Origin of the sequence: Herminiimonas sp. KBW02 (assembly GCF_003852535.1) — a bacterium.
Classification (GTDB): Bacteria; Pseudomonadota; Gammaproteobacteria; order Burkholderiales; family Burkholderiaceae_D; genus Oxalicibacterium.
Map to the genome: position 1 here is coordinate 331429 of NZ_QAJP01000008.1, position 21921 is coordinate 353349.

The following is a 21921-nucleotide window of genomic DNA, read 5'->3' on the forward strand; positions in this document are numbered from 1 at the left end:
TAGCCGTACTTGCCGGACTCAACGTATTGCAGAGGCCGGCTCCTGAGATGCTTGCGCCTCCATCCTTTGAAGCCGCTCCAGCCTCAAGCGCTCATCACGCCTGATCTGGGCGATTTCATGATCCTGCTTCGCTTGTATTGCTCTTTTTTCCTGCAGTTTCTGCCGCTCCAGTCGCACCTGTTCGGCCAGTGCAAGTTGTTCGGCACGCTCCGCTTCCGCCTCGGCTTTCTGCACTTCCAGCGCTGCCACTTCGACTTCGGCTTTATCTGCCTGCACCTGATAAACATAAAGACAGCCCACTACCAGCATCATGGCTGCGATGATCCTGGTCCACGGGAATGGTGCACTGACGATGGCAGACTCGGTCGGCCGCACCTTGCTTCTTAATTTTTCATCGTAGGCCGCGCGCCGGTGCGGCGAAGACAAAATGGTGTAAGCCTCGCGGATGACTTTTTCGCGGATGTCGCGCTCTTCGATATTCAAGGTCGGCGGTTCTATCGCCAGCGCCGCCAGCGTGACTATATGCGCTCGCTCGATTTCAGCTGATGTCGCCTGCCGACTTACGCCCAACACTTCATAAAGCGTTCCCATAGTCCCGCCTTTCGTGGTTTTTGTTATCGTATTTATAATATATTTATTACGATAAAACCATCCCATATATATGGCACGTCACCTGAGTCTAAAACCCGCAAGATTGCCCATAAGAAAATATTGAGGCTTGGTGCAGGTCAAGTGATTAACTGAAAAAATTTTCACTACGGATTGCTGTTGAAGTTCGCCCAGCCCAAAGAAATTACGGTCATAAGGAAGTGAACTAAGCCACGCAAAATAGCCTACGCACATGCGTAAGCCATTTGTACTACCGGGTTGCCACTTGCACTAAACGGCCGTTGCTAAAGCTTAGAAGCGATAACCGACACCCACACCAATCAGCCACGGATCAATCTTGACCGCACTCAACTGACCGGCCGCAGTATTCACATCACTCCTGATCTGCACTTTTTTCACATCCAGGTTAATCGACCAGTTTTTATCGATCTTGAAGTCAACACCTGCCTGCAGTGCCAGACCCACACTGTTCTTCTCCAGACGTGCAGCGCCATTCAGGATATCAACGCTCGATATGCGCGTATAGTTGATACCGGCACCGACGTACGGGCTGATAGTTTTCTCAGGCGTGAAGTGGTACTGCAAGGTCAAGGTAGGCGGCAAGTGTTTGAAGGTACCGATCTGCGCGCCATCAAGTGCAACCTTTTGTTTTTGCGGATACGTCAGCACCAGCTCTGTCGCCCAGTTCGGTGTGAAGAAGTAGCTGATGTCGAGTTCCGGTATGACTTTGGAATTAATGGTGAGGCGATCCGATGCGCCCACGCCGCCTATCGGATCAGACTTGTTCGCCGGATCGAGATTGACTGCACGCACACGGACCAGCCACGAACCTTCTTGCGATTGCTGGGCAAATGCCTGTGAATTGAGAGCGGCCAAAGAGCACAGGGCGACGGCCAATACCGATTTCTTCATGATTACCTTCTTGGTTGGATGGGAACGCTTCTACGTTACGCCTCCGCCATTTAGGGTATTTGATATCGATCAAGTATTGTGTGAATTGCTGCGCTCAGCCAGCGCAACGAAAATGCCGCACCCTTGCACACGTGGCAAGGGTGCGGCACGAATGGCTCTGCTCAGGAAGCAGCGTAGATATCGCTACGTGTCAGCGGCACTGCTGCTTCTGCACCGCCCGGTTTGGAGGCGAGTATCTGATAGATGCCAGTGCCGCCATATTCAAACTCCAGCGCGCATGCAGCCATGTATAAGCGCCAGACGCGGTAGGCTGATTCGCCGACGTATTGCAATGCGTCTTCGCGGCGCTCTTCGAGCCGCTTGACCCATTGCCTGAGCGTGAGTGCGTAATGTGGCCGCAAGGCTTCCACGTCGTGAATTTCAAAACCGGTCTGCTCCATGCGACGCTGGATGTTGCTGACCGTATCCAGCTCCCCGTCCGGGAAGACATAGCGGTTGATGAATTCGGTATCTATCGTACGTTGCCAGCCTTCTTCATCATGCGTAATGCCGTGGTTGAGAAAGAGTCCGCCCGGACGCAATACACGCTTGATGGTCGAGTTGTACACCGGCAGATTGGCCAGGCCTACATGTTCAAACATGCCGACACTGGAAATCTTGTCGTAGACAGATTCACCTTCGAGGTCGCGATAGTCACGCAACTCTACCGTGACCAGATGCCCCAGTCCTTCCGCTTGTATGCGTGCCTGTGCATATTCATACTGCTTCTCGCTGAGGGTAATGCCATGCGCCTTGACGCCATAGTGACTTGCAGCCCAGCACACCATCGCGCCCCAGCCGCAACCCACGTCGAGGAAGCGCTCGCCCGGTTTCAGCCGCAGTTTGCGGCAAATGTGATCAAGCTTGTTTTCCTGCGCCTGTTCCAGCGTGTCGTCCAGTGAGTGGAAGTAAGCACATGAATACACCATCTGCTTGTCCAGCCATAGTTGATAGAAGGAGTTGGAAACGTCGTAATGAAAAGAGATCGCGGCCTGATCACTGCTTTTCGAGTGCTTGTGCGCGAATTCGCCCGAACCAAAAGGCGTGGTCGGCAGATTCCTCGGCCTGGACGGCAAACGCCAGGCATCACGCAAGAGCGCCCAGCGTGTTGCGAGTGAGAAGTCAAAGGAAGCGAAGTATTGTTTGAGTCCCAGCGCCGCATACAGATCGCCATCGATGTCGATCAGACCGTTGATGTATGCATCGGCCAGCGGCAAGGGACTGCGCCCGAATACCAGCTTGCGCAGCACCGTAGGATCACGCAATAACAGTGTGAACTTCGGTGTGGCAATTTCGATCTGGTCGAGTTTTTCGCCCAGGACACGGAATGCAGTGGCACCCGGGAAGTTGTGCAACAGATGTTTCAGTATGCGCAGCGCTGCTTCTATCTGCGCATTACTGAAAGAGTCAGCCAGTAGTGTTGCTGGTGTGACGAGTTGATTGTTTCGATCGTTCATCGCTTAAGCCCTATCTGAAAAATTCATGACGGGACCGCACACGTTCGTGCGGCGGCAATAAGTATGGTGTAGACAAGAAACGCGGCTCGATGTTCATTGAGCCTGTGAAGAATTGCCGCCGGTACTGGGCAGACAATATGTGCCCTCCAATCCGCAGAACGAGGCGGAGGACTTAATCCAGGTAAGCAAACAGATTTCATGTAACGCTCCCCCTTTAAAACTCATTTCAAAAATGAGTTCTCTAAAAGCAGAAAAACGATTACTTCGACCTAATGCGACACTGAAATGGCTGAGCTGGCTGCCTGCGCAGTGCCTTTTACATAAAGATTAAATTAGCGCGATCACCACCGGGCCACGGAGATGGCAAGGTGGTAAGCAGAAGCGATTATACGATCATGTTTGCAAGTGTGCATTGCAGGGCAATATACACACGAAGCGGGAGCGATCAGCAGGCGGGCAAGGGTGGATTATTTACTGCGGGCATCTATATCGGCCAGGCATTCCAGGCCTTTTTCCGTAATTTCGTGGCCACCATCTTTCGCTACGATATGCCCTTTTTTGCCGAGAAAGGTTTGCACATCGGATTTCAAAACCGTTGCAGGATCAGTCGCAATGGCACGCAAGCCATTGATACAGCTCTTGATGAACAAGGTTTGCTTACCTTTGTCAGTCAAGGCCAACTGACCGTTTTTGGCGTATTCGATATATTTGAGACCGAGCAGACGCTTGGTATTCCTTGCTACACAAGCAGATGGCCGTTCTCCGTGCTTGATACCAGCGACTATCTGCGCCAGTGCGTCGAACTCATCCGTCGTTAAATCACCACCCATTACTGCTTCCAATCTCAAATATATATGTCACTGCCGCCTGGCGACAGTTCAGAATCGTGGCAAATCTGCCAGTGTACGGCCCGGGACATCGTGGTCTATCGTGTCGATGTCTTCAATGCCGTGCTCATGTATCACGATGTGGACGCGCGGGCCCAGCACCATTTCATTCCCAACCTTGAAAGCGGTTGCCACTTCATCACCAAAGTGCAGCGCATCGACGACCAGGCTGACGTCATGCTCCGTTGTTACCGCTTCCCAACCCGGGGAGCCGTCACCTTTACGATGGCCACGCCCCATTTTCACCGCTTCTACCCTGTCGCCTGCCTCGTTAAAACGAACTGCTTCAATCAAGTGAACTGACATTGATGTCTCCATAAAAAATGTCATTGTTTTATGGCTTCATGGTACGCGTCCCATAGCCTGACAGCAAGACGCAGATGCAGGCAAACCAGGTCGGCGCAAAAGAAAAATCCTCGACCGCAGGCCTCAAGCTATCGTTTTATGGCTGGCGCGGAGCAGTAGCCGGATCTGCGCCGAAGCAGCTAAAAGTAAAGCTGGCGCGGGATAGCGCACCCTCACAGGAACAATATCATGTGAGATAAATGTTAATTTAGATGCCAATTGATTAAGACCCGCATCGATTTAACTGGCGTAATTGTTAAATTTAAAATTAAAAAAATATACAGCCGCAGCCATCTGAGCAAGCCGCAGGACGGTTTTCCCTATAGGCAACATTCATCCGCAAAATCAAATCAGTCGCATTTGTTAATTAAAGTGTCATACCACCTATTTCTCCCATATATATGGGATAACAGCAATATTTCCTAATGGCTACACTTGGTCGCTTTCAAGCATGTACGCCTACGAATAGCGGGGACAAAATCGTCGCTATAGCAGTGATCCATGTGGCACCAGACTTATGCAAAGAGACAGATAGATATTTAAATAATTATTTAATAGACAAGCTCGCTGACAACGAGAAACAGAAACGCAAGAACCGTTCTTCGACCTCCCGGACTGCACATTCGTCAGTTCCATGAGCAAGCGCAGAGTCGCATTCTTTCGCTATCGCTCGCTTACCTCGTCTAGTTTCCATCACAGAACGTAACCTATGCCCGGTTGATTATTCTTATGCATGCGAAAAACCAAGGTGATTACCCGCGCGATAGCTCACCGAAAATCAGCTTCATCCAACGGCATTTACGTCTGCTGATTCTGTGGCCGCTGTCGGCCCTGCTACTGATGGCCCTGCTGTGGGGTGTGGTTTATTCCAAGCTGGAAAACGACAAACGCATCCTGCAGGAAAATGCAGCCAAACAAGCCGTCTCCATCTCCAAAGCCTATGCGCAATACCTGACCAGGAGCATAGAACAACTGGATCAACTGGCGCAGCAAATCAAATACGGCTGGGAACAATCGAAGGGTTATCTCGGCTTTGAAGAGATGATAGGCAAAGGTTTGCTGAACGTGCCGCAGTTCTCATCCGTCGCCATTTATGACGTGGACGGCCACCCGCTCACCACCAGCATTCCGGTCACACAAATGTTCACAGTTGCTGACCGCGAGTATTTCAAATTCCATGCGCAGAACACCTCTACGGAATTGCGCATCAGCACACCGACCATAGGACGCCTCAGCAAGGAAAGAATAGTCCAGGTAACGCGCCGTCTGGAGAATGCAGACGGCACCTTCGCCGGTGTATTGGTATTAGGCCTGGCGCCTGAGTTCTTCACCCTTTTTTCCGAAGACCCTATCCTCGGACACGACGGCGTGCTGGCCTTTATCGGCAATGACGGTATTGAGCGCGTCGCACAAATGCGCGGGCGCAAAGACGACGCCTTATCGCTGGTTTCCTTTCCACTGCGCGCCGAGTACACGACACCCAACGTTATCGGCAATGCGCGTCAGTATTCAGACATAGACACCCACTTCATCGCGACACAGAAACTCAAAGGCTATCCCTTTTATGTAATGGTGGGCCTGAGCAAGGAAGACATCCTGCTGCCGTATGAAAACAATCTCGCCATGTATCGCAAGATCGCCATCGTCGGCAGCATGCTCCTGCTTTTGTTTGCCGGCACTGCGATGTGGATGTCGATCCGACTGGCATGGCGCAAACAGCAAGCGGATGCGATCCGCGAAACCTATCGCATTGCGACTGAAGGCGGCAACGAGGGTTTTTACATTCTGCTGCCAAGCCGCGATCGCAACGAATACATCACCGACTTCCAGGTCGTGGATTGCAATGAAAAAGGTGCGTCCTTCTACAATATGAGCAAGGACAAGTTCACCGGCGTCCGGGTATCTGATTTTTACTCCGGCGCATACTTTGACAACGTGATGCAGGCTTATCGTATCGCGATGGAAACCGGCTTCTTCGAAGACGATTATGAAGTCCCGCCCGACAGCCCGGTCGACGCCGAGTGGCTGAAAAGAAAATTTGTGCGCTCCGAAGACGGTCTGGCAGTCACACTGCGCGACATCAGTGAGCCCAAGCGCCATGAACGGGAAATGGCGCGCCTGGCGACAGAAGACGGCCTGACTGCCCTGCCCAACCGTCACTGGTTCATGGCTTATCTGCCAAAGGCACTGGAGCACGCCAAAGCAAATCAAACCATGCTGGCGATACTCTTCATTGACCTTGATGACTTCAAGAACATCAACGATACGCTGGGTCATTCGGCAGGCGATCAATTGCTGTGCACAGTCGCGCAACGCCTGCGCTCGGTGCTGCGCCCGACAGACAAGGTCATACGCATAGGCGGCGATGAATTCACCGTGATTCTGGAAGCCATACACAGTGAAGAAGAAGCCGCTCACATCGCGTTCCGCATTAACCAGGTTTTGCGTGAACCATTCGATTTCGCACGAGGTAACGGTTCGCAAAAAAATAAAATCGGCGGCTCCATAGGCATCAGCATCTTCCCGCGTGACGGCCAGGATGTGGAAACCCTGATCAAGAATGCCGACATTGCAATGTATGCCGCTAAAACCGGCTCCAAAGGTCAATTCCGCTTTTACGATCACACGCTGTATGAAAACATCAAGCTGCGGATCAATACAGAACAGGAATTGCAGCAGGCAATCCGTGAAGATCAATTCATCATTTACTACCAGCCACGGGTACATACCCAGACCGGCAAATTGCTGGGCATAGAGGCATTGATACGCTGGCAGCATCCGACCCGCGGCCTGGTGATGCCGAACGACTTTATCAGCCTGGCGGAAGAAACCGGGCTGATCAATCAGATTGGTGAACTGGTGGTTGATAAAGTCTGCGCACAATTGGCGCACTGGCTGAAACAAGGTGTGGACGCAGTACCGGTTTCGGTCAATGTCTCACCGCATCAATTCAATGAAGGCAAGGTCAAAAAATCGCTGGCAGCCAGCCTCGCGAAGTATGCCGTACCGGCATCGCTGCTTGAGATCGAACTGACTGAATCAGCGATGATGCGCAACATCGGCGATATCTTTGACGAACTGACCGCCATCAATCAAATGGGTATCAGGGTCCACGTTGATGACTTTGGCAGCGGTTACTCATCGCTGTCACTGTTGCAAAGACTGGATATGGACATCCTCAAGATCGACCAGGCCTTCACCTCCCAACTGGGACGCGGCAAGGATGGCGAAATCTTCTTTACGGCCATCGTCTCCATGGCCAAGGCGCTCGGCATGCGCGTGGTGGCGGAAGGCGTGGAAACTGTGGAACAACTGCGCATCCTGCAAACCCTGTCCTGCGATGAAGTACAGGGTTACTACGTGGCGTGGCCGCTACCGGCGGACAACATTGCCGACATGATACGCAAGCAAAACCTCTTCCCCTGAGCCTGCCCCGCCCTTTCCGGATCGGGCTTGCCGATTCGGCTCTTATGCCGCAGTCGCGGCTATAATGGCGGGCGCAACGCGTCTGGCGAGCTAGTCCGGTTCAATACTTGAACCTATCATTTTTTCAGGTTGCTTAAGCTGGTGTAATTTCCCCGTGGAATACACTTGTACAAGCACCATGTTTAAAGAGTTAATCAGCACTATGAATACTTCCAGTTCCCGCCCTGTCGTCCTTTGCCTTTCCGGCCATGACCCCAGCGGTGGTGCAGGCCTGCAGGCCGATATCGAGGCACTGATGGCGCAAGGCTGCCACGCAGCCCCTACCGTTACCGCACTGACCGTACAAAACTCGGTCGACGTTTCCGATTTCCGCGTACTGGATTCGGCCTGGGTACTGGCGCAAGCCGAAGCCGTGATTACCGACTTGCCTATCGCCGGCATCAAACTCGGCATGCTGGGCTCGGTTGAAATGGTGGACACCGTTGCCAGCATTTTGCAACGCCTGCCGAATGTGCCGGTAGTGTGCGATCCTGTCTTGCGCGCTGGCGGCGGCGGCGCACTGGGTAAAGATGAAGTCGGTTACGCGATGCGTGAACGTTTGCTACCGCTGGCAACCGTGGTCACACCGAATCTGCCGGAGGCACGCATACTCGCTGAATTGCCGAATGGTACGGCAGATGAATGCGCGGCAAAATTACTGCCGTTCTGTCAGCACTTGTTGATTACCGGCGGTCACGGTGATGAACAGGAAGTCCATAACCGCTTGTACTCCCGTGACGGTAGCTCGCATACCTTCACCTGTGATCGCTTGCCTGGCAACTATCACGGCTCGGGTTGCACATTGGCGAGTACGCTGGCAGGTCGCCTGGCTCTGGGCGAAGCGCCTGTACAAGCGGTAGAGAATGCCCTGGCTTATACCTGGCGCACGCTGCGTGATGCGGATCGCTCGGGTAAAGGACAGCACTTCCCACGACGTTTGCCCCTGGATTTCTGCGCTTAACAAGTAAGCGAAGCGCGCAAAACAAAAAAGCCTGACGAATAATCGTCAGGCTTTTTTAATTGAATCCTGGTGGGAAGTACAAGTTTCGAACTTGTGACCTATCGCGTGTGAGGCGATCGCTCTACCCCTGAGCTAACCTCCCGGAGTGGTCAAATTATCTCATAAAATAGTAGCCGCTCAGGATTCTGCTTCAGGCTCCGCTTCCAGCTTGCGCCAGACGGATTGTCCCTTCACTTGCTTGTCCAGGCTGTCCACCATCGCTGTATGGGCAGCGAGTTCTTCTTCGGTCGCCAGCTGCAATTGCACCGGCGCAATCGCGACCAGTTCCAGGACTTCGCCATCGCTGCCTACATCACCCGCACCCAAATCCATGCTAAGGCTGTTCTGGCCACGCGTCATCGCCAGATAGACTTCAGCCAGTAACTCCGCATCCAGCAACGCGCCGTGCAATGCACGGTGCGCATTCGAGATACCGTAACGATCACACAAGGCATCCAGCGAGTTACGTTTGCCCGGATGCATTTCCTTCGCCTGTACCAGCGTATCGATCACTTCGCCTACATGTTCCTTGAATGTAGGCGTGTTAACACGCTTCAACTCCGCATCAAGGAAGCCGATATCAAACGGTGCGTTATGGATGATGACGTCCGCACCAGCAATGTAGTCGCGGAATTCATCGGCGATTTCTGCAAACTTCGGTTTGTCGCTGAGGAATTCAGTGGTCAATCCGTGCACTGCCAGCGCACCCTCTTCCGAGTCGCGTTCCGGATTGATGTAGTGATGGAAGTTATTACCGGTCAGGCGTCGATTCACCAGTTCGACGCAACCGATTTCAATGATGCGATCACCCGAGCGCGGGTTCAGCCCTGTCGTTTCGGTATCGAGAACAATTTGTCGCATGCTTAATCAGTATTCAAAGTGTAAAAAATAATCACTGCACTCAGGCAGCGACTTCAACGCCACGGTTAGCAAGTGCATCGGCGCGCTCATTACCGGCATGGCCATTATGGCCACGCACCCAGCGCCATTCGATTTTATGACGCGCCTGCGCGGCATCCAGCTCCTGCCACAGATCCACATTCTTGACCGGTTCCTTGGAAGCGGTTTTCCAGCCGCGTGCTTTCCAGCCGTGTATCCATTCGCTGATGCCTTTTTGTACGTACTGGCTATCGGTATGCACGACCACTTCGCAGGGACGGGTCAACAGGTTGAGCGCTTCGATGACTGCCTTCAGTTCCATACGATTGTTGGTGGTGTTGAGTTCGCCGCCGAAAATTTCTTTCTCGTGTTCGCCCATCACCAGCAACGCGCCCCAGCCGCCACGGCCAGGATTGCCCTTGCACGCGCCATCGCTATATATATCTATCTTGTCCATGCTGCTTTCTTTTCTCTCTGCTACTTATTTGTGTGACTTATGTATTTTGTTGGTCGCCGGCACGCCTTGCGGCGCAGTGGCTTTTTGTGTTTTCCAGGTCGGGCCTATCAGGTGCATGCCACGCACACGCTTGACTGCCTGCACCACATAGACTGCACCAAGGTAAGGCCACCAGCGCTCACCTATGTTTTCCAGGAAATTAAAGCGATCCAGCCATTTTTGGGTTTCACACGGCGGCGCATAGCAACCGAAGTAACCACCGCTGACTTCCATATTCAACAACTTCAGCCAGTCCTTCACACGCGGCAGGCTGATGAATTCGCCTTGCTGCGGCAGGAAATACGATTCGCTCAGACGCCCGATGATTTGTCGCGCGCCCCAGAAGCTATACGGATTAAAGCCGCAGATGATGACCTGCCCTTCCGGAATCAGCACGCGCTCGACTTCACGCAGAACCTGATGCGGCTCCTTCGCGAACTCCAGTGCGTGCGGCAGAATCACCAGGTCTATGCTGGCCGATGCATACGGCAATTCTTCAAAATCCTGCACCACCACCAGCGGATGCGCTTCGTTGTCATGCCCTTTAGCCGGGAAGCCGGTATCGGTCAGCCAGGTGTGCGGCATGCGGTTGGCACGCAAGGCCTGGATCTGCGGCAAGCCGATCTGGGTGGCGTTGAAGCCAAAGATGTCTACCGTCAACTCATCCAGACGCGCGTGCTCCCAATCCCGCACATAGTTGCCGGTCGGTGTCTCAAGCCAGGGCCCGAGGGATATAATGGATTTTTCTGTAGAAGATGTTTCCATGCGTATGTTGAGTGTACTGACTGTTCCCGCTTTTAACGACAATTACCTGTGGATTATCCACGATGGCGTCCATGCCGCTGTGGTTGATCCGGGCGATGCCCGACCGATACTTGCCGCGCTGGAAGCGCATAAACTTTCCCTTGTCGCTATTCTACTGACTCATCACCATAGTGACCATGTCGGCGGTGTATCAACTTTGTTGCAGCATTTCAAAGTTCCGGTCTATGCGCCACGCAAAGATCCTATTGCCAACGTCACGCAAGCACTGGATGAAGGCGATATCGTCACCGTTCCTGAGCTCGGCCTGAAATTGTCGGTACTGCATGTACCCGGCCACACGCTGGGCCACATCGCTTACGTCGCGCCAGAGCAAGGCTGGCTATTCTGCGGTGACACACTGTTTGCCGGTGGTTGCGGTCGCATCTTTGAAGGTACGCCAACGCAAATGCTGGCTTCGCTGGACAAGCTTGCAGCGCTGCCGAATGACACCAAGGTGTACTGCGCCCACGAATACACCATCTCCAACCTGCGCTTTGCACTGGCCGCAGAACCGGCCAATACCGTACTGGCAGAACGCTTCGAGGCTGAACAGGCCAAGCGCAAGCAAAATATTCCGACCGTCCCGTCAAATATCGGCCTCGAAAAGTCGACCAATCCCTTCCTGCGTGCCCGTGAACCGGCTATCGCCAGGCAAATGGTAGCCGACGGTCGCGCCAAGAATGCTGATCCGGTCGCTGTCTTCGCTGCGCTGCGTGAGTGGAAAAACAACTTCTAGGCCATTGCCAGCACTATCAGTATTTTCTTAGCAGTACCCCGAATAATTCCCCATGAGCAAGCAAAGACCGGCAAATGCCGGTTTTTCGTGAGAAATATTATCTTTTTGATATCCGCCTTTAGTGGAAAAACAGGCGATAAACACTAGCTGTTGTGTAAATTGTCTTGACTAGCAAAATGCGCATTACTTACACTCGGCCATTATCCTTTTCAACCGGCTGCTCATGGGTCGGTATTTTTGTGAGATCCCATGCCTACATCCGATTTTAAAGTGCCCTACAAAACCATTACTGCCGCCGTCTTGCTAAGCTTCGCCGGCCTCTCCCACGCCAGCGATCTCTCGCTACCGCCCTACAACTGGGTAAAAGACGCAGCCCTGCAAGACAATCCCGCCCTCGCCAACGATCCCCTCAGTGAATTTGTTGTCACCAGTGAAGATGACGTCTGGGGACGCATCCGCAAAGGCTTTGGCATACCTGACCTGACCGACAACCAGTTGGTGATCAACCAGACGATCTGGTACAGCTCGCGCCCTGACTATATCGGCCGCACCACCAAACGTGCTTCGCTGTATCTGTACCACGTGGTTGAGGAACTGGAAAAACGCGGCATGCCGACCGAACTGGCCTTGCTGCCTTTCATCGAATCCGCATTCAACCCGCAAGCCTACTCAACCGCCAAAGCGGCAGGCATGTGGCAATTCATTCCATCGACTGGGCGCGACTTCAACCTGAAACAAAATATGTTCAAGGATGAGCGTCGCAGCGTACTGGCCTCGACCGATGCTGCGCTGACTTACCTGCAAAAGCTGTATGGCATGTTTGGTGACTGGCAACTGGCGCTGGCTGCATATAACTGGGGCGAAGGCTCGGTCCAGCGCGCCATCAAGAAAGCTGAAGCAGCGGGCGTAGGCACCGACTTCAACAGCCTGTCGGCCTACATGCCGGCAGAAACCCGCAACTATGTACCGAAGCTGCAAGCGGTCAAGAACATCATCGCCTCACCGGATGCCTACGGCATTACCCTGCTGAAGGTCGATAACCAGCCTTACTTCGTCAGCATCGCCAAAACCCGCGACATCGACGTCAAGCTGGCGGCGCAACTGGCTGAGTTGCCTATGGATGAATTCAAGGCCTTGAATCCGCAATTCAACCGCCCTGTGATTACCGGCAGCAGCAACACCCAAATCCTGCTGCCACAAAGCAATGCAGAGAAGTTCAAGGCCAACCTGGCAAAATGGAGCCATGCGCTGTCGTCGTGGACTGCGCACAAGGTCACCAATGCACGTGAACGCATAGAAACCATTGCAGCGAAATTCCATACCACGCCGCAAATCATCCGCGAAGTGAACAACATTCCGCCTAAGATGGTGTTGAAAGCTGGTTCGACCGTGCTGGTACCACGCACTGAGGACAGCGCACAGAAAGACATTACACAGGAAGTCGCCGACAACGCGACGCTGGCCATGGCGCCGGACGTACCGGATACCAAGCGCATCAATGTGACTGTCAAGAAAAAGGAAACCATTAATACGCTGGCGAGCCGTTACAAAGTCACCATCGCGCAAATCAAATCATGGAATAACCTGAGCCACGACAAACTGGCCAGCGGTCAGAAACTGGAATTACACGTACCGTACAAAGCCGCAGTCGCAAGCAACAACAAATCAAAAGCAGCACCGAGCAAGTCAGTCGCGAAATCCACCAAACAGGCCAGCCGCACACCTGCCAAATCGACCAAAGCTAAAACCGCAGTCGCTTCCAACAAATCTGGCAACAAGACACCCGCCAAAATCAGCGTTGCATCCGCCAGCGGCAAAATTAATCTGAAATAAGCAAACCCGAAGTAAGCAAGCTCAAGTAAGCGTCGTGCCCGACGCTTACACTGCCACCTCATCTGGACGGGCGTAGACCGAAGCAGCCAGCAAACGCTGGGTATAAGCTTGCGTCGGCTTCGACAATACCGCTTGTGTCAGGCCCTGCTCCACTACCTTCCCGTCTTTCATCACCATCACACGATGTGCCATCGCGCGTATGACGGCCAGATCGTGGCTGATGAAGATATAAGCCATACCGTACTTCTTCTGTAAGTCCGCCAGCAGCAACAGCACCTGATGCTGTACCGACACATCCAGTGAAGACGTCGGCTCATCCAGCAAAATCAAATCCGGCTTCAGTACCAGCGCACGCGCAATCGCAATCCGCTGCCGCTGGCCACCGGAGAATTCATGCGGGTAACGCGTCATCATCTCGGCCGACAAACCCACTTCCTGCAAACCGTCTGCCACCGCCTTGCGTATGCCATGCGGCCCAAGCTGCGGCTGATGCAAAGCCAGTCCTTCGCCAACGATCTGCTCTACCGTGCGGCGCGGTGACAGTGAAGCGAACGGATCCTGAAACACGATCTGCATGCGCGCACGCAAAGGACGCAAGGAATCGCGACTCTGGTTGGTAATCGACTGCCCTGCAAAACTGATTTCACCTTTTACATGCGCACTCGACAGGCGCAGCAGCGCCAGGCCCAGCGTCGACTTGCCGGAGCCGGACTCACCGACTATGCCCAGCGTCTCGCCCGGCCGCACCTGCACATCGACCTGATCGACGGCGACAAAAGGAAGCTTTTTGAACCAGCCTTTTTTGATATCGAAGCTACAGCTGACCTGCTCGGCCTGCAGCAAAGGCGTCGCCGCCTCACTCACCTCATTCACCAATTGATGCGGCTGGCTGGCCAGCAGCTTCTTTGTATAGGCTTCACGCGGCGCGCTGAATAATTGCTGCGTCGTCGCCACTTCCAGCAAGCGCCCTTTTTCCATCACGCCGACGCGATCAGCGAAATGGCGCACCAGATTCAGGTCATGCGTAATCATCAGCACGGCCATATTCTCTTCGCGCTGCAACTGATTCAGCAGCTCGACGATCTGCACCTGTATCGTGACATCGAGTGCCGTGGTCGGCTCATCGGCGATCAGCAGCTTGGGCTTGCAGGCCAGCGCCATCGCGATCATCGCGCGTTGGCGCTGACCACCGGACAATTCATGCGGATACGATAAGGCACGTCGTTGCGGTTCCGGAATACCAGTCTTTTCCAGCAATTCAACCGTACGCAAGGCGGCCGCTTTCGCGCTGATGCCTTCATGCAACATCAGCACTTCGGCAATCTGGTTACCTATCGTGAACAAGGGATTCAGTGCCGTCATCGGCTCCTGGAAGATCATCGCGACATCATTGCCGCGCACCGAGCGCATCGCCGCTTCGGTCTTTTGCAGGATGTCCTGACCTTCAAACAGAATCTTGCCGCCGTATGTCGCGTCCTGGTTTAGACGCAGCAAAGACAAGGCCGTTACCGTCTTGCCGGAACCCGACTCACCGACCAGCGCAAACTTTTCACCAGCTGCAATGCTGAAGCTGACATCGTTGACCACCTTGCTGGTATCAAACGATACCTGCAGGTTTTGTATATCGAGCAGACTCATGCCTTCCTCCGCACATCCAGCGAATTGCGCAAGGCATCACCTATATTCGTCAGCAGGAGCAGCATCATGGTCAGCACCACGAAGGTGGACAAGGCAATCCACCATGCATCCAGATTGTTTTTACCCTGCGCCAGCAACTCACCGAGGCTGGCGGTCGAAGGTGGCACACCCAGCCCGAGGAAGTCCAGGCTGGTCAACGCCAGAATCGCGCCGCTCATACGGAACGGCAAAAAGGTCACGACCGGGGTCAGGCTATTCGGCAAGACATGACGCCAGATGATTTGGCCGTTCGACAAACCGAGCGCACGCGCCGCCTGTACATATTCCAGATTACGATTACGCAGGAAATCGGCGCGCACATAATCCGACAAACCCATCCAGCCGAACAGTGACAGCAGGATCAGCAGCAAGCCTATGCTGGGCTGGAAAATCGACGCGAAGATGATCAGCAGATACAACTCAGGCATCGCGCCCCAGATTTCCATGAAGCGCTGGAAGAACAAGTCCGTCTTGCCCGCGAAGTAACCCTGGATAGCACCTGTAATCAAACCCAGTAACACGCCGGTGAATGTCAGCGCCAGGCCAAACAGCACGGAGACACGGAAGCCATACAGCAGGCGCGCCACCACGTCGCGCCCCCGGTCATCGGTACCCAGCCAGTTCTCGGCAGACGGTGGCGCCGGATTCGGCGATGTCGCGAAGTAATTCAGCGTGTCGTAGTGATAGCGGTTGAGCGGATAGATGGCCCAGTTGCCGTCCTTCTCGAACTGTTCCCGGATAAAGGGATCGAGGTAATCAGCGGGCGATTCGAAGTCACCGCCGAATTTCTTTTCCGAATAGGTCTGCAGTATCGGGAATACCAGCTCACCGTTGTAGCGTGCCACCAGCGGCTTGTCGTTCGACAGCACTTCCGCCAGCAAACTGATGACTACCAGCACGCTGAAAATAATCAGGCTCCAGTAGCCGCGACGATTCTTTTTAAAGCGCAGCCAGACCCGGCGTCCCGGTGAAACCGGCGCTGCGGTAGCGAGTTGGTTCATGAGTTCAGGCTTTCAAACTGCAGGCGCGGATCAGCCCAGACGTAACACAGGTCGCCCAGCAACTTGACCACCAGGCCGATCAATGTGAACAGATACAGCGTCCCCATCACCACCGGATAATCGCGTCGTATCACCGATTCATACGACAGCAAACCAAGGCCGTCGAGCGAGAACAGGGTTTCGATCAGCAAGCTGCCGGTGAAGAAGGCGCCAATGAAGGCGGCCGGAAAACCGGTCACCAGTGGAATCAGCGCATTGCGGAATACGTGCTTATACAAGACCTTGTTTTCGCTCAGACCTTTGGCGCGAGCGGTCAGCACATACTGTTTGCGTATCTCTTCGAGGAAGGTGTTCTTGGTCAGCATGGTCATCACCGCAAACGAGCCCGCTACCGATGCCGTCACCGGCAAGGCGATGTGCCACAAGTAATCGAGTACCTTGCCGATCAGCGACAGCTGCTCCCAGTTATCCGAAGTCAGACCGCGCAAAGGGAACCATTGCACGAAGCTGCCGCCGCCAAACATCACCAGCAGGAACACGCCGAGGATAAAGCCCGGGATCGAATAACCGATCAGCACCAGCATGGTAGTCAGTGAATCAAAGCGGCTGCCTTCGCGCACTGCCTTGGCGATGCCCAGCGGCAGCGAAATAAAGTAGGTCAGGAAAAAGGTCCACATCCCTATCGTGATCGATACCGGCAATTTGGATACCACCAGATCCCATACATCCTTGTGGTGATAAAAGCTTTGTCCCAGGTCGAAGGTCGCGAAGCCTTTCAGCATTTGCCAGAAGCGCTCTATCGGTGGCTTGTCGAAGCCATACAGTGCCTTGATCTCGGCCACGCGCTCCGCATCTATACCCTGCCGTCCGCGATACTGCGCACCACCACCGCCACCGCCCACGTCTCCACTGGCACCAAACTGTCCCTTCAGTTCGACCAGCGCCTGTTCAACCGGGCCACCGGGGACGAACTGGATCACGGCAAAGGTAATCGCGATCACACCCAGCAAAGTGGGCAGCATCAGCAATACGCGCTTGATTATGTAAGACCACAGATTCATCGCGGCATCCTCATTTAGCTTTGTCCTGCCACCAGGTTGAAATCACATACGGATCCGGCTGGTAATACAGCGGCAGCTTGGCCGGCATGCCGAAACGATTCCAGTAGGCGATCCTGTGCGTCGATGAATACCAGTGCGGAATCACAATGTATTTATTCAGCAGGACTCTATCCAGTGCGCGCGCTGCGCCTTGCAGCTCGGGGCGGCTATTGGCTGCGACCAGCGCTTCGACCAGGCGATCAACGGCCGGATCTTTCAGCCCCCAGAAATTACTCGAACCTTTTTCATCGGCAGCCTTCGAGCCAAACATGTCGAACATTTCATTGCCCGGCGTGCTGACATCCGGGAAGCGGATGCTGGTCATATCGTAATCAAACTCTTCCATGCGCTTTTGCAGCAGCGCATAGTCAGCCGTACGCTGCGTCACCTGTATGCCCAGCTTTTGCAGATTGCGGACATAGACGCTGATCACCCTGCTCATCGCCGACTGGTCATCCATGATTTCAAATGCAAACACTTCGCCCTTGGCATTACGCAAGGCGCCGTCGCGATATTCCCAGCCAGCCTGGCGGAACAATTCGACCGCTTTCAGCAGATTGGTACGCAGGGACCCCGGAGGATTGGTATTCGGCGGGACAGGTGCAGCACCGAATACGGCCGGATCCAGTTTCTTGCGCAGCGGCTCCAGAAACACCAGCTCTTCAACCGACGGCAGGCCGGTCGCCGCCATCGGACTGTTGTTGAAGAAAGAGTAGATGCGCTTATACGAGCCGAAGAATAACTGGCGATTCATCCATTCGTAATCGAGTGCCAGCGCCAATGCCTGCCGTACCCGCACATCCTGGAATTGCGGACGCCGCAGATTCATCAGGAAACCTTGCATGCCAGCGCCGTTGGAGTGCGCCAGCTCACGCTTGATGATGCTGCCGTTATTGAATTTAGGCCCGATGTAACTGCGCGCCCAATTCTTTGCACTGTTCTCGACCACCAGGTCGAACTCACCGGCCTTGAAGGCTTCCAGCCGCGCTACATTATCGTTATAGAAGCGATAGTTGATGCGATTGAAGTTGTACATACCCTTGCGCGTCGGGATATCTGTGCCCCAGTAGTTCGGGTTCAGCTTGTAGCTGATCGAGCGACCCGTATCGTAACGGTCTATCAGATAAGGTCCGGTCGTGATGGGCGCAGTCAGCTGGATCTTGTCGAAGTCTGTCCCTGCGGCCCACTTACGCGAGAACACCGGAACACTGCCGACGATCAGTGGCATTTCACGATTCAGCGTCTTGAAATCGAAGCGCACGGTACGCTCATTCAGCACTACGCATTGCTTGACGTTCTCAAGCAATGATTTAACCTGCGGCGCGCCTTTGGCGACCAGCGTATCGAAGGAATGCTTGACGTCTGCTGCCAGCACGGGATCACCGTTATTGAAACGCGCCTTGGGATTGAGGCGGAAAGTCATCGCCATACGGTCCGGTGCCAGCTCCATATCCTCGGCCAGCAAACCATACATGGTCGCCACTTCATCGGTAATCGCTTCAGTGCCGCTGGAAGTCGTAGTCAGGCTTTCAAACATCAGCGTGGTCAAACCTGCTGCCGACACCCCCTTCATCGAGAAAGGGTTGAATTTATCAAAGCTGGTACGACGATCCGGATTGGCCAGGAATAACTCGCCGCCCTTGGGCGCATCCGGATTCACAAAATCAAAATGCGTGAAACCGGGCGGATACTTGGGTGCGTCGTAGAGGGAGAATGCATGCGCGGCAAAGGCAGCGGCGCCGGGCAAGGAAAGGAAACTGATCAGCAGAAAAGAAGGAAGTAATTTAGCCATACACCTGTCACTGGAATTCATTACACAAATACCCGCGCATGCAGATGCAGATATTGATGCTGATTACATGCTGATCGCCATGCTGGCCATGCTGGCAGCCAATATTGACGTTCTGGCTATTCTACAGAAACAGGCGGCCACTGGCACTGCCGATGTAGCCCGGCAAATGCCCCAAAAAGCAAAGAATCACGACAAAAGTTGCCGTTGTGCCTGCTAGCCCCTACAATCTTGCCCATTCCGCGCTTATTCCCGCGTACTTAATTAAGAAGACACTGGAGTCGTTCATGGCATTTTTGCAAGGCAAAAAAATTCTCATCACCGGTTTGTTATCGAACCGCTCCATCGCATACGGCATCGCTGCCGCCTGCAAGCGCGAAGGCGCTGAACTCGCATTTACCTATGTCGGTGAACGCTTCAAGGACCGTATCACCGAATTCGCCAAAGAATTCGACAGCTCGCTGGTATTCGATTGCGACGTCGGCAGCGACGAACAAATCACCGCCTTGTTTGCCGACCTCGGCAAATCCTGGGATCACCTCGACGGCCTGGTACACGCGATCGGTTTCGCACCACGCGAAGCGATTGCCGGTGACTTCCTCGACGGCATCTCGCGCGAAGGCTTCAAAATTGCGCACGACATCTCGGCTTACAGCTTCCCGGCGATGGCTAAAGCAGCCTTGCCTTTGTTGCGTCCAAACGCAGCATTGCTGACCCTGACCTATCTCGGTTCGATGCGTGCCCTGCCTAACTACAACACCATGGGTCTGGCCAAGGCATCGCTGGAAGCCAGCGTGCGTTACATGGCTGAATCGCTGGGCCCGAAAGGCGTACGCGTCAACGGTATCTCGGCTGGCCCGATCAAAACGCTGGCAGCCAGCGGCATCAAGGACTTCAGCAAAATCCTCAACTTTGTCAAAACACATGCGCCACTGCGTCGCAACGTCACGATTGAAGACGTCGGCAACACTGCGGCCTTCCTCCTGTCCGACCTGTCGGGCGGCATTACCGGTGAAATCACTTACGTCGACGGCGGCTTCTCGCACGTAGTCGGCGGCATGGGCGGCCTGGAATAATCCATTCCCCCCCTGTGCAAATGAAGGACGCGGCAGAGTTTTTGCCGCGTTTTTTATTGGCAGAGACACAATTGATTGCAGGTGCACACTTCCTGCTCTTCCCCGTCCATTCGAGTACATGACTCGACAGCAGGGGCATTCCGTACTATAATGCGCGCTGTGCTTTGTACAGACATCGCACTTTGCAGCATCGCGAACCCGTTAGCATTAACGATAAAGCCCTCCCGCCTTCTGGTGTTGAATCTTAGACACCGTCCCGGCGCAAAGCTTTTGTGCCGAAATCTCTCTGAGCTTTCTTAGCTGTTTCGTTGGTTAGCGTTGCATTTTTTGCGCACTCGCAGACATTCATCGTGGACACAATCCATGATGCGCGCTGTCGCGCTGATATACACGAAAGAAAAATAATGACTTTTGAATCACTAGGCCTCCACGCGTCCATCATCAAAGCACTGACCGAATCCGGCTACACAGCCCCAACTGGTGTGCAAGCTCAGGCGATCCCTGCAGCAATTGAAGGCCGCGATATGATGGTTTCGTCGCAAACAGGCTCCGGCAAGACTGCCGCATTCATGTTGCCTGCCCTGCACAAATTCGCCTCCGAAGGCGACCAGCCGCAAACCGGCAGAACTCCTAACCAGGAAGCGCAATCGGCCCGTTCGCGTGGCGATCGCCCTCGTTTTAAACCTGCACAACCGAAAATGCTGGTGTTGACCCCAACCCGCGAACTCGCACTGCAAGTTACTACCTCAACCGACAAATACGGCGCGTTCATGAAACGCGTCAAGGCTGTATCCATCCTGGGTGGTATGCCTTACCCGAAACAAATGCAATTGCTGGCCAAGAATCCTGAGATTCTGGTGGCAACTCCAGGTCGTCTGATCGACCACATGGAATCGGGCAAGATCGACTTCTCGCAACTGCAAATCCTGGTACTGGACGAAGCAGATCGCATGCTGGACATGGGCTTTATCGACGACATCGAAAAAATCGTGGCAGCGACGCCTGAAGGCCGTCAAACCATGCTGTTCTCGGCGACCCTCGACGGTATGGTCGGCAACATGGCGAAACGCATCACCAAAGATGCACTGATCATCCAGATCGCCAGCTCCGCTACCAAGCATGAAAACATCAAGCAATGCATCCACTTCGTCGACGACCTGTCGCACAAGAATCGCATGCTGGATCACCTGCTGCGTGACGAAACACTGGATCAGGCTGTGGTCTTCACCGCTACCAAACGTGATGCAGACACCATCGCTGATCGTCTGAACATCGCTGGTTTCGCTGCCGCTGCATTGCATGGCGACATGCACCAAGGCGCACGTAACCGCACCCTGGACGGCTTGCGTCGTGGTCAGATCCGCGTACTGGTAGCAACTGACGTTGCTGCACGTGGTATCGACGTTCCTGGCATCACCCACGTCGTCAACTACGATTTGCCGAAATTCCCTGAAGACTACGTGCACCGTATCGGTCGTACCGGTCGTGCAGGTCGTAACGGTATCGCAGTATCGCTGGTGAACCATGCAGAAAGCATGAACGTTAAACGCATCGAACGTTTCATCAAGCAATTGATCCCGGTCGAAGTCATCGAAGGTTACGAGCCAAAACGCAGCGCTTCGACCTCGCGTCCTAACCACAAACCAGGTGGCTGGAAACCAGGTGACAACCGTAACTCGAAACCAGGTCAACGTACCTTCAGCAAGCCAAATGCTCCGCGTAAAGACGGCAGCAGCTTCAACAAAGGTCCACGTACCGGTGATGCAGGCGCGACACGTCGTCCTTTCGGCGAGCGTTAATCAGTACTGAAGTCTTG

Annotated in this window: 18 protein-coding genes and 1 tRNA gene; 6 read left to right on the plus strand and 13 right to left on the minus strand. The window is 54.0% G+C overall.

All coding sequences use genetic code 11. The features are described 5' to 3' along the window. Positions 1-18: 18 nt before the first annotated feature. From DBR37_RS14835 to DBR37_RS14855, 5 genes are all read right to left on the minus strand, one after another. Positions 19-591 carry a DnaJ domain-containing protein gene (locus DBR37_RS14835; RefSeq protein WP_158610257.1) on the minus strand — a complete coding sequence of 191 codons (573 nt, stop codon included), beginning with the start codon at positions 589-591 and terminating at the stop codon, positions 19-21. 309 nt (positions 592-900) lie between these two features. Continuing rightward, entirely contained in the window at positions 901-1521 is a 621-nt protein-coding gene (locus DBR37_RS14840; protein WP_124575250.1) for an OmpW family protein, read from the minus strand. A 161-nt stretch (positions 1522-1682) separates the two neighbouring features. Then, positions 1683-3017 carry a cyclopropane-fatty-acyl-phospholipid synthase family protein gene (locus tag DBR37_RS14845; RefSeq protein WP_124575251.1) on the minus strand — a complete coding sequence of 445 codons (1335 nt, stop codon included), beginning with the start codon at positions 3015-3017 and terminating at the stop codon, positions 1683-1685. 467 nt (positions 3018-3484) lie between these two features. After that, positions 3485-3847 carry a hypothetical protein gene (locus tag DBR37_RS14850; protein WP_124575252.1) on the minus strand — a complete coding sequence of 121 codons (363 nt, stop codon included), beginning with the start codon at positions 3845-3847 and terminating at the stop codon, positions 3485-3487. A 48-nt stretch (positions 3848-3895) separates the two neighbouring features. Beyond that, a complete protein-coding gene (locus tag DBR37_RS14855) occupies positions 3896-4210 on the minus strand; it encodes a hypothetical protein (protein ID WP_233588391.1) in 315 nt (104 codons plus the stop codon). Positions 4211-4978: 768 nt separating this feature from the next. On the opposite strand from DBR37_RS14855, the gene DBR37_RS14860 reads away from it, so the two are divergent. Beyond that, positions 4979-7675, plus strand: coding sequence for an EAL domain-containing protein (locus DBR37_RS14860; RefSeq protein ID WP_124575254.1), 2697 nt, complete (start codon positions 4979-4981; stop codon positions 7673-7675). 202 nt (positions 7676-7877) lie between these two features. After that, positions 7878-8675 carry a hydroxymethylpyrimidine/phosphomethylpyrimidine kinase gene (locus DBR37_RS14865; protein WP_124575255.1) on the plus strand — a complete coding sequence of 266 codons (798 nt, stop codon included), beginning with the start codon at positions 7878-7880 and terminating at the stop codon, positions 8673-8675. 67 nt (positions 8676-8742) lie between these two features. On the opposite strand, the gene DBR37_RS14870 is transcribed toward DBR37_RS14865, so the two are convergent. The 4 genes from DBR37_RS14870 to DBR37_RS14885 form a co-directional block, all read right to left on the minus strand. Beyond that, positions 8743-8817 (minus strand) — tRNA-Val (locus DBR37_RS14870). A gap of 35 nt (positions 8818-8852) precedes the next feature. Then, complete coding sequence (dnaQ, locus tag DBR37_RS14875; protein ID WP_124575256.1) at positions 8853-9575, minus strand: DNA polymerase III subunit epsilon; 723 nt, start codon at positions 9573-9575, stop codon at positions 8853-8855. Positions 9576-9615: 40 nt separating this feature from the next. Next, a complete protein-coding gene (rnhA, locus tag DBR37_RS14880; protein ID WP_124575257.1) occupies positions 9616-10050 on the minus strand; it encodes a ribonuclease HI in 435 nt (144 codons plus the stop codon). 24 nt (positions 10051-10074) lie between these two features. Next, entirely contained in the window at positions 10075-10854 is a 780-nt protein-coding gene (locus tag DBR37_RS14885; protein WP_124575258.1) for a class I SAM-dependent methyltransferase, read from the minus strand. Between the two features lie 4 nt (positions 10855-10858). Between DBR37_RS14885 and gloB the strand changes: the two genes are divergently transcribed. Then, complete coding sequence (gloB, locus tag DBR37_RS14890) at positions 10859-11629, plus strand: hydroxyacylglutathione hydrolase (protein ID WP_124575419.1); 771 nt, start codon at positions 10859-10861, stop codon at positions 11627-11629. A gap of 249 nt (positions 11630-11878) precedes the next feature. Further along, positions 11879-13462, plus strand: a complete 1584-nt coding sequence (locus DBR37_RS14895; RefSeq protein WP_124575259.1) for a transglycosylase SLT domain-containing protein — start codon at positions 11879-11881, stop codon at positions 13460-13462. A gap of 45 nt (positions 13463-13507) precedes the next feature. Here DBR37_RS14895 and DBR37_RS14900 read toward each other — a convergent pair whose 3' ends face one another. From DBR37_RS14900 to DBR37_RS14915, 4 genes are read right to left on the minus strand one after another with little or no spacing between them, the layout of a single operon-like run. Then, positions 13508-15100 carry an ABC transporter ATP-binding protein gene (locus DBR37_RS14900; protein ID WP_124575260.1) on the minus strand — a complete coding sequence of 531 codons (1593 nt, stop codon included), beginning with the start codon at positions 15098-15100 and terminating at the stop codon, positions 13508-13510. After that, positions 15097-16140, minus strand: a complete 1044-nt coding sequence (locus DBR37_RS14905) for an ABC transporter permease (protein WP_124575261.1) — start codon at positions 16138-16140, stop codon at positions 15097-15099. The genes DBR37_RS14900 and DBR37_RS14905 overlap by 4 nt, the downstream gene beginning before the upstream one ends. Continuing rightward, positions 16137-17201 carry a microcin C ABC transporter permease YejB gene (locus DBR37_RS14910; RefSeq protein WP_124575262.1) on the minus strand — a complete coding sequence of 355 codons (1065 nt, stop codon included), beginning with the start codon at positions 17199-17201 and terminating at the stop codon, positions 16137-16139. The genes DBR37_RS14905 and DBR37_RS14910 overlap by 4 nt, the downstream gene beginning before the upstream one ends. A gap of 10 nt (positions 17202-17211) precedes the next feature. Then, complete coding sequence (locus DBR37_RS14915; RefSeq protein WP_124575263.1) at positions 17212-19032, minus strand: extracellular solute-binding protein; 1821 nt, start codon at positions 19030-19032, stop codon at positions 17212-17214. 284 nt (positions 19033-19316) lie between these two features. Here DBR37_RS14915 and fabI point away from each other — a divergent pair, with 284 nt between their 5' ends. Together fabI and DBR37_RS14925 are read left to right on the plus strand one after the other, a co-directional pair. Then, positions 19317-20105: an enoyl-ACP reductase FabI gene (gene fabI, locus DBR37_RS14920; protein ID WP_124575264.1), complete on the plus strand. Its 789-nt coding sequence runs from the start codon at positions 19317-19319 to the stop codon at positions 20103-20105. A gap of 404 nt (positions 20106-20509) precedes the next feature. Continuing rightward, complete coding sequence (locus tag DBR37_RS14925; RefSeq protein ID WP_124575265.1) at positions 20510-21904, plus strand: DEAD/DEAH box helicase; 1395 nt, start codon at positions 20510-20512, stop codon at positions 21902-21904. Positions 21905-21921: the final 17 nt, after the last annotated feature.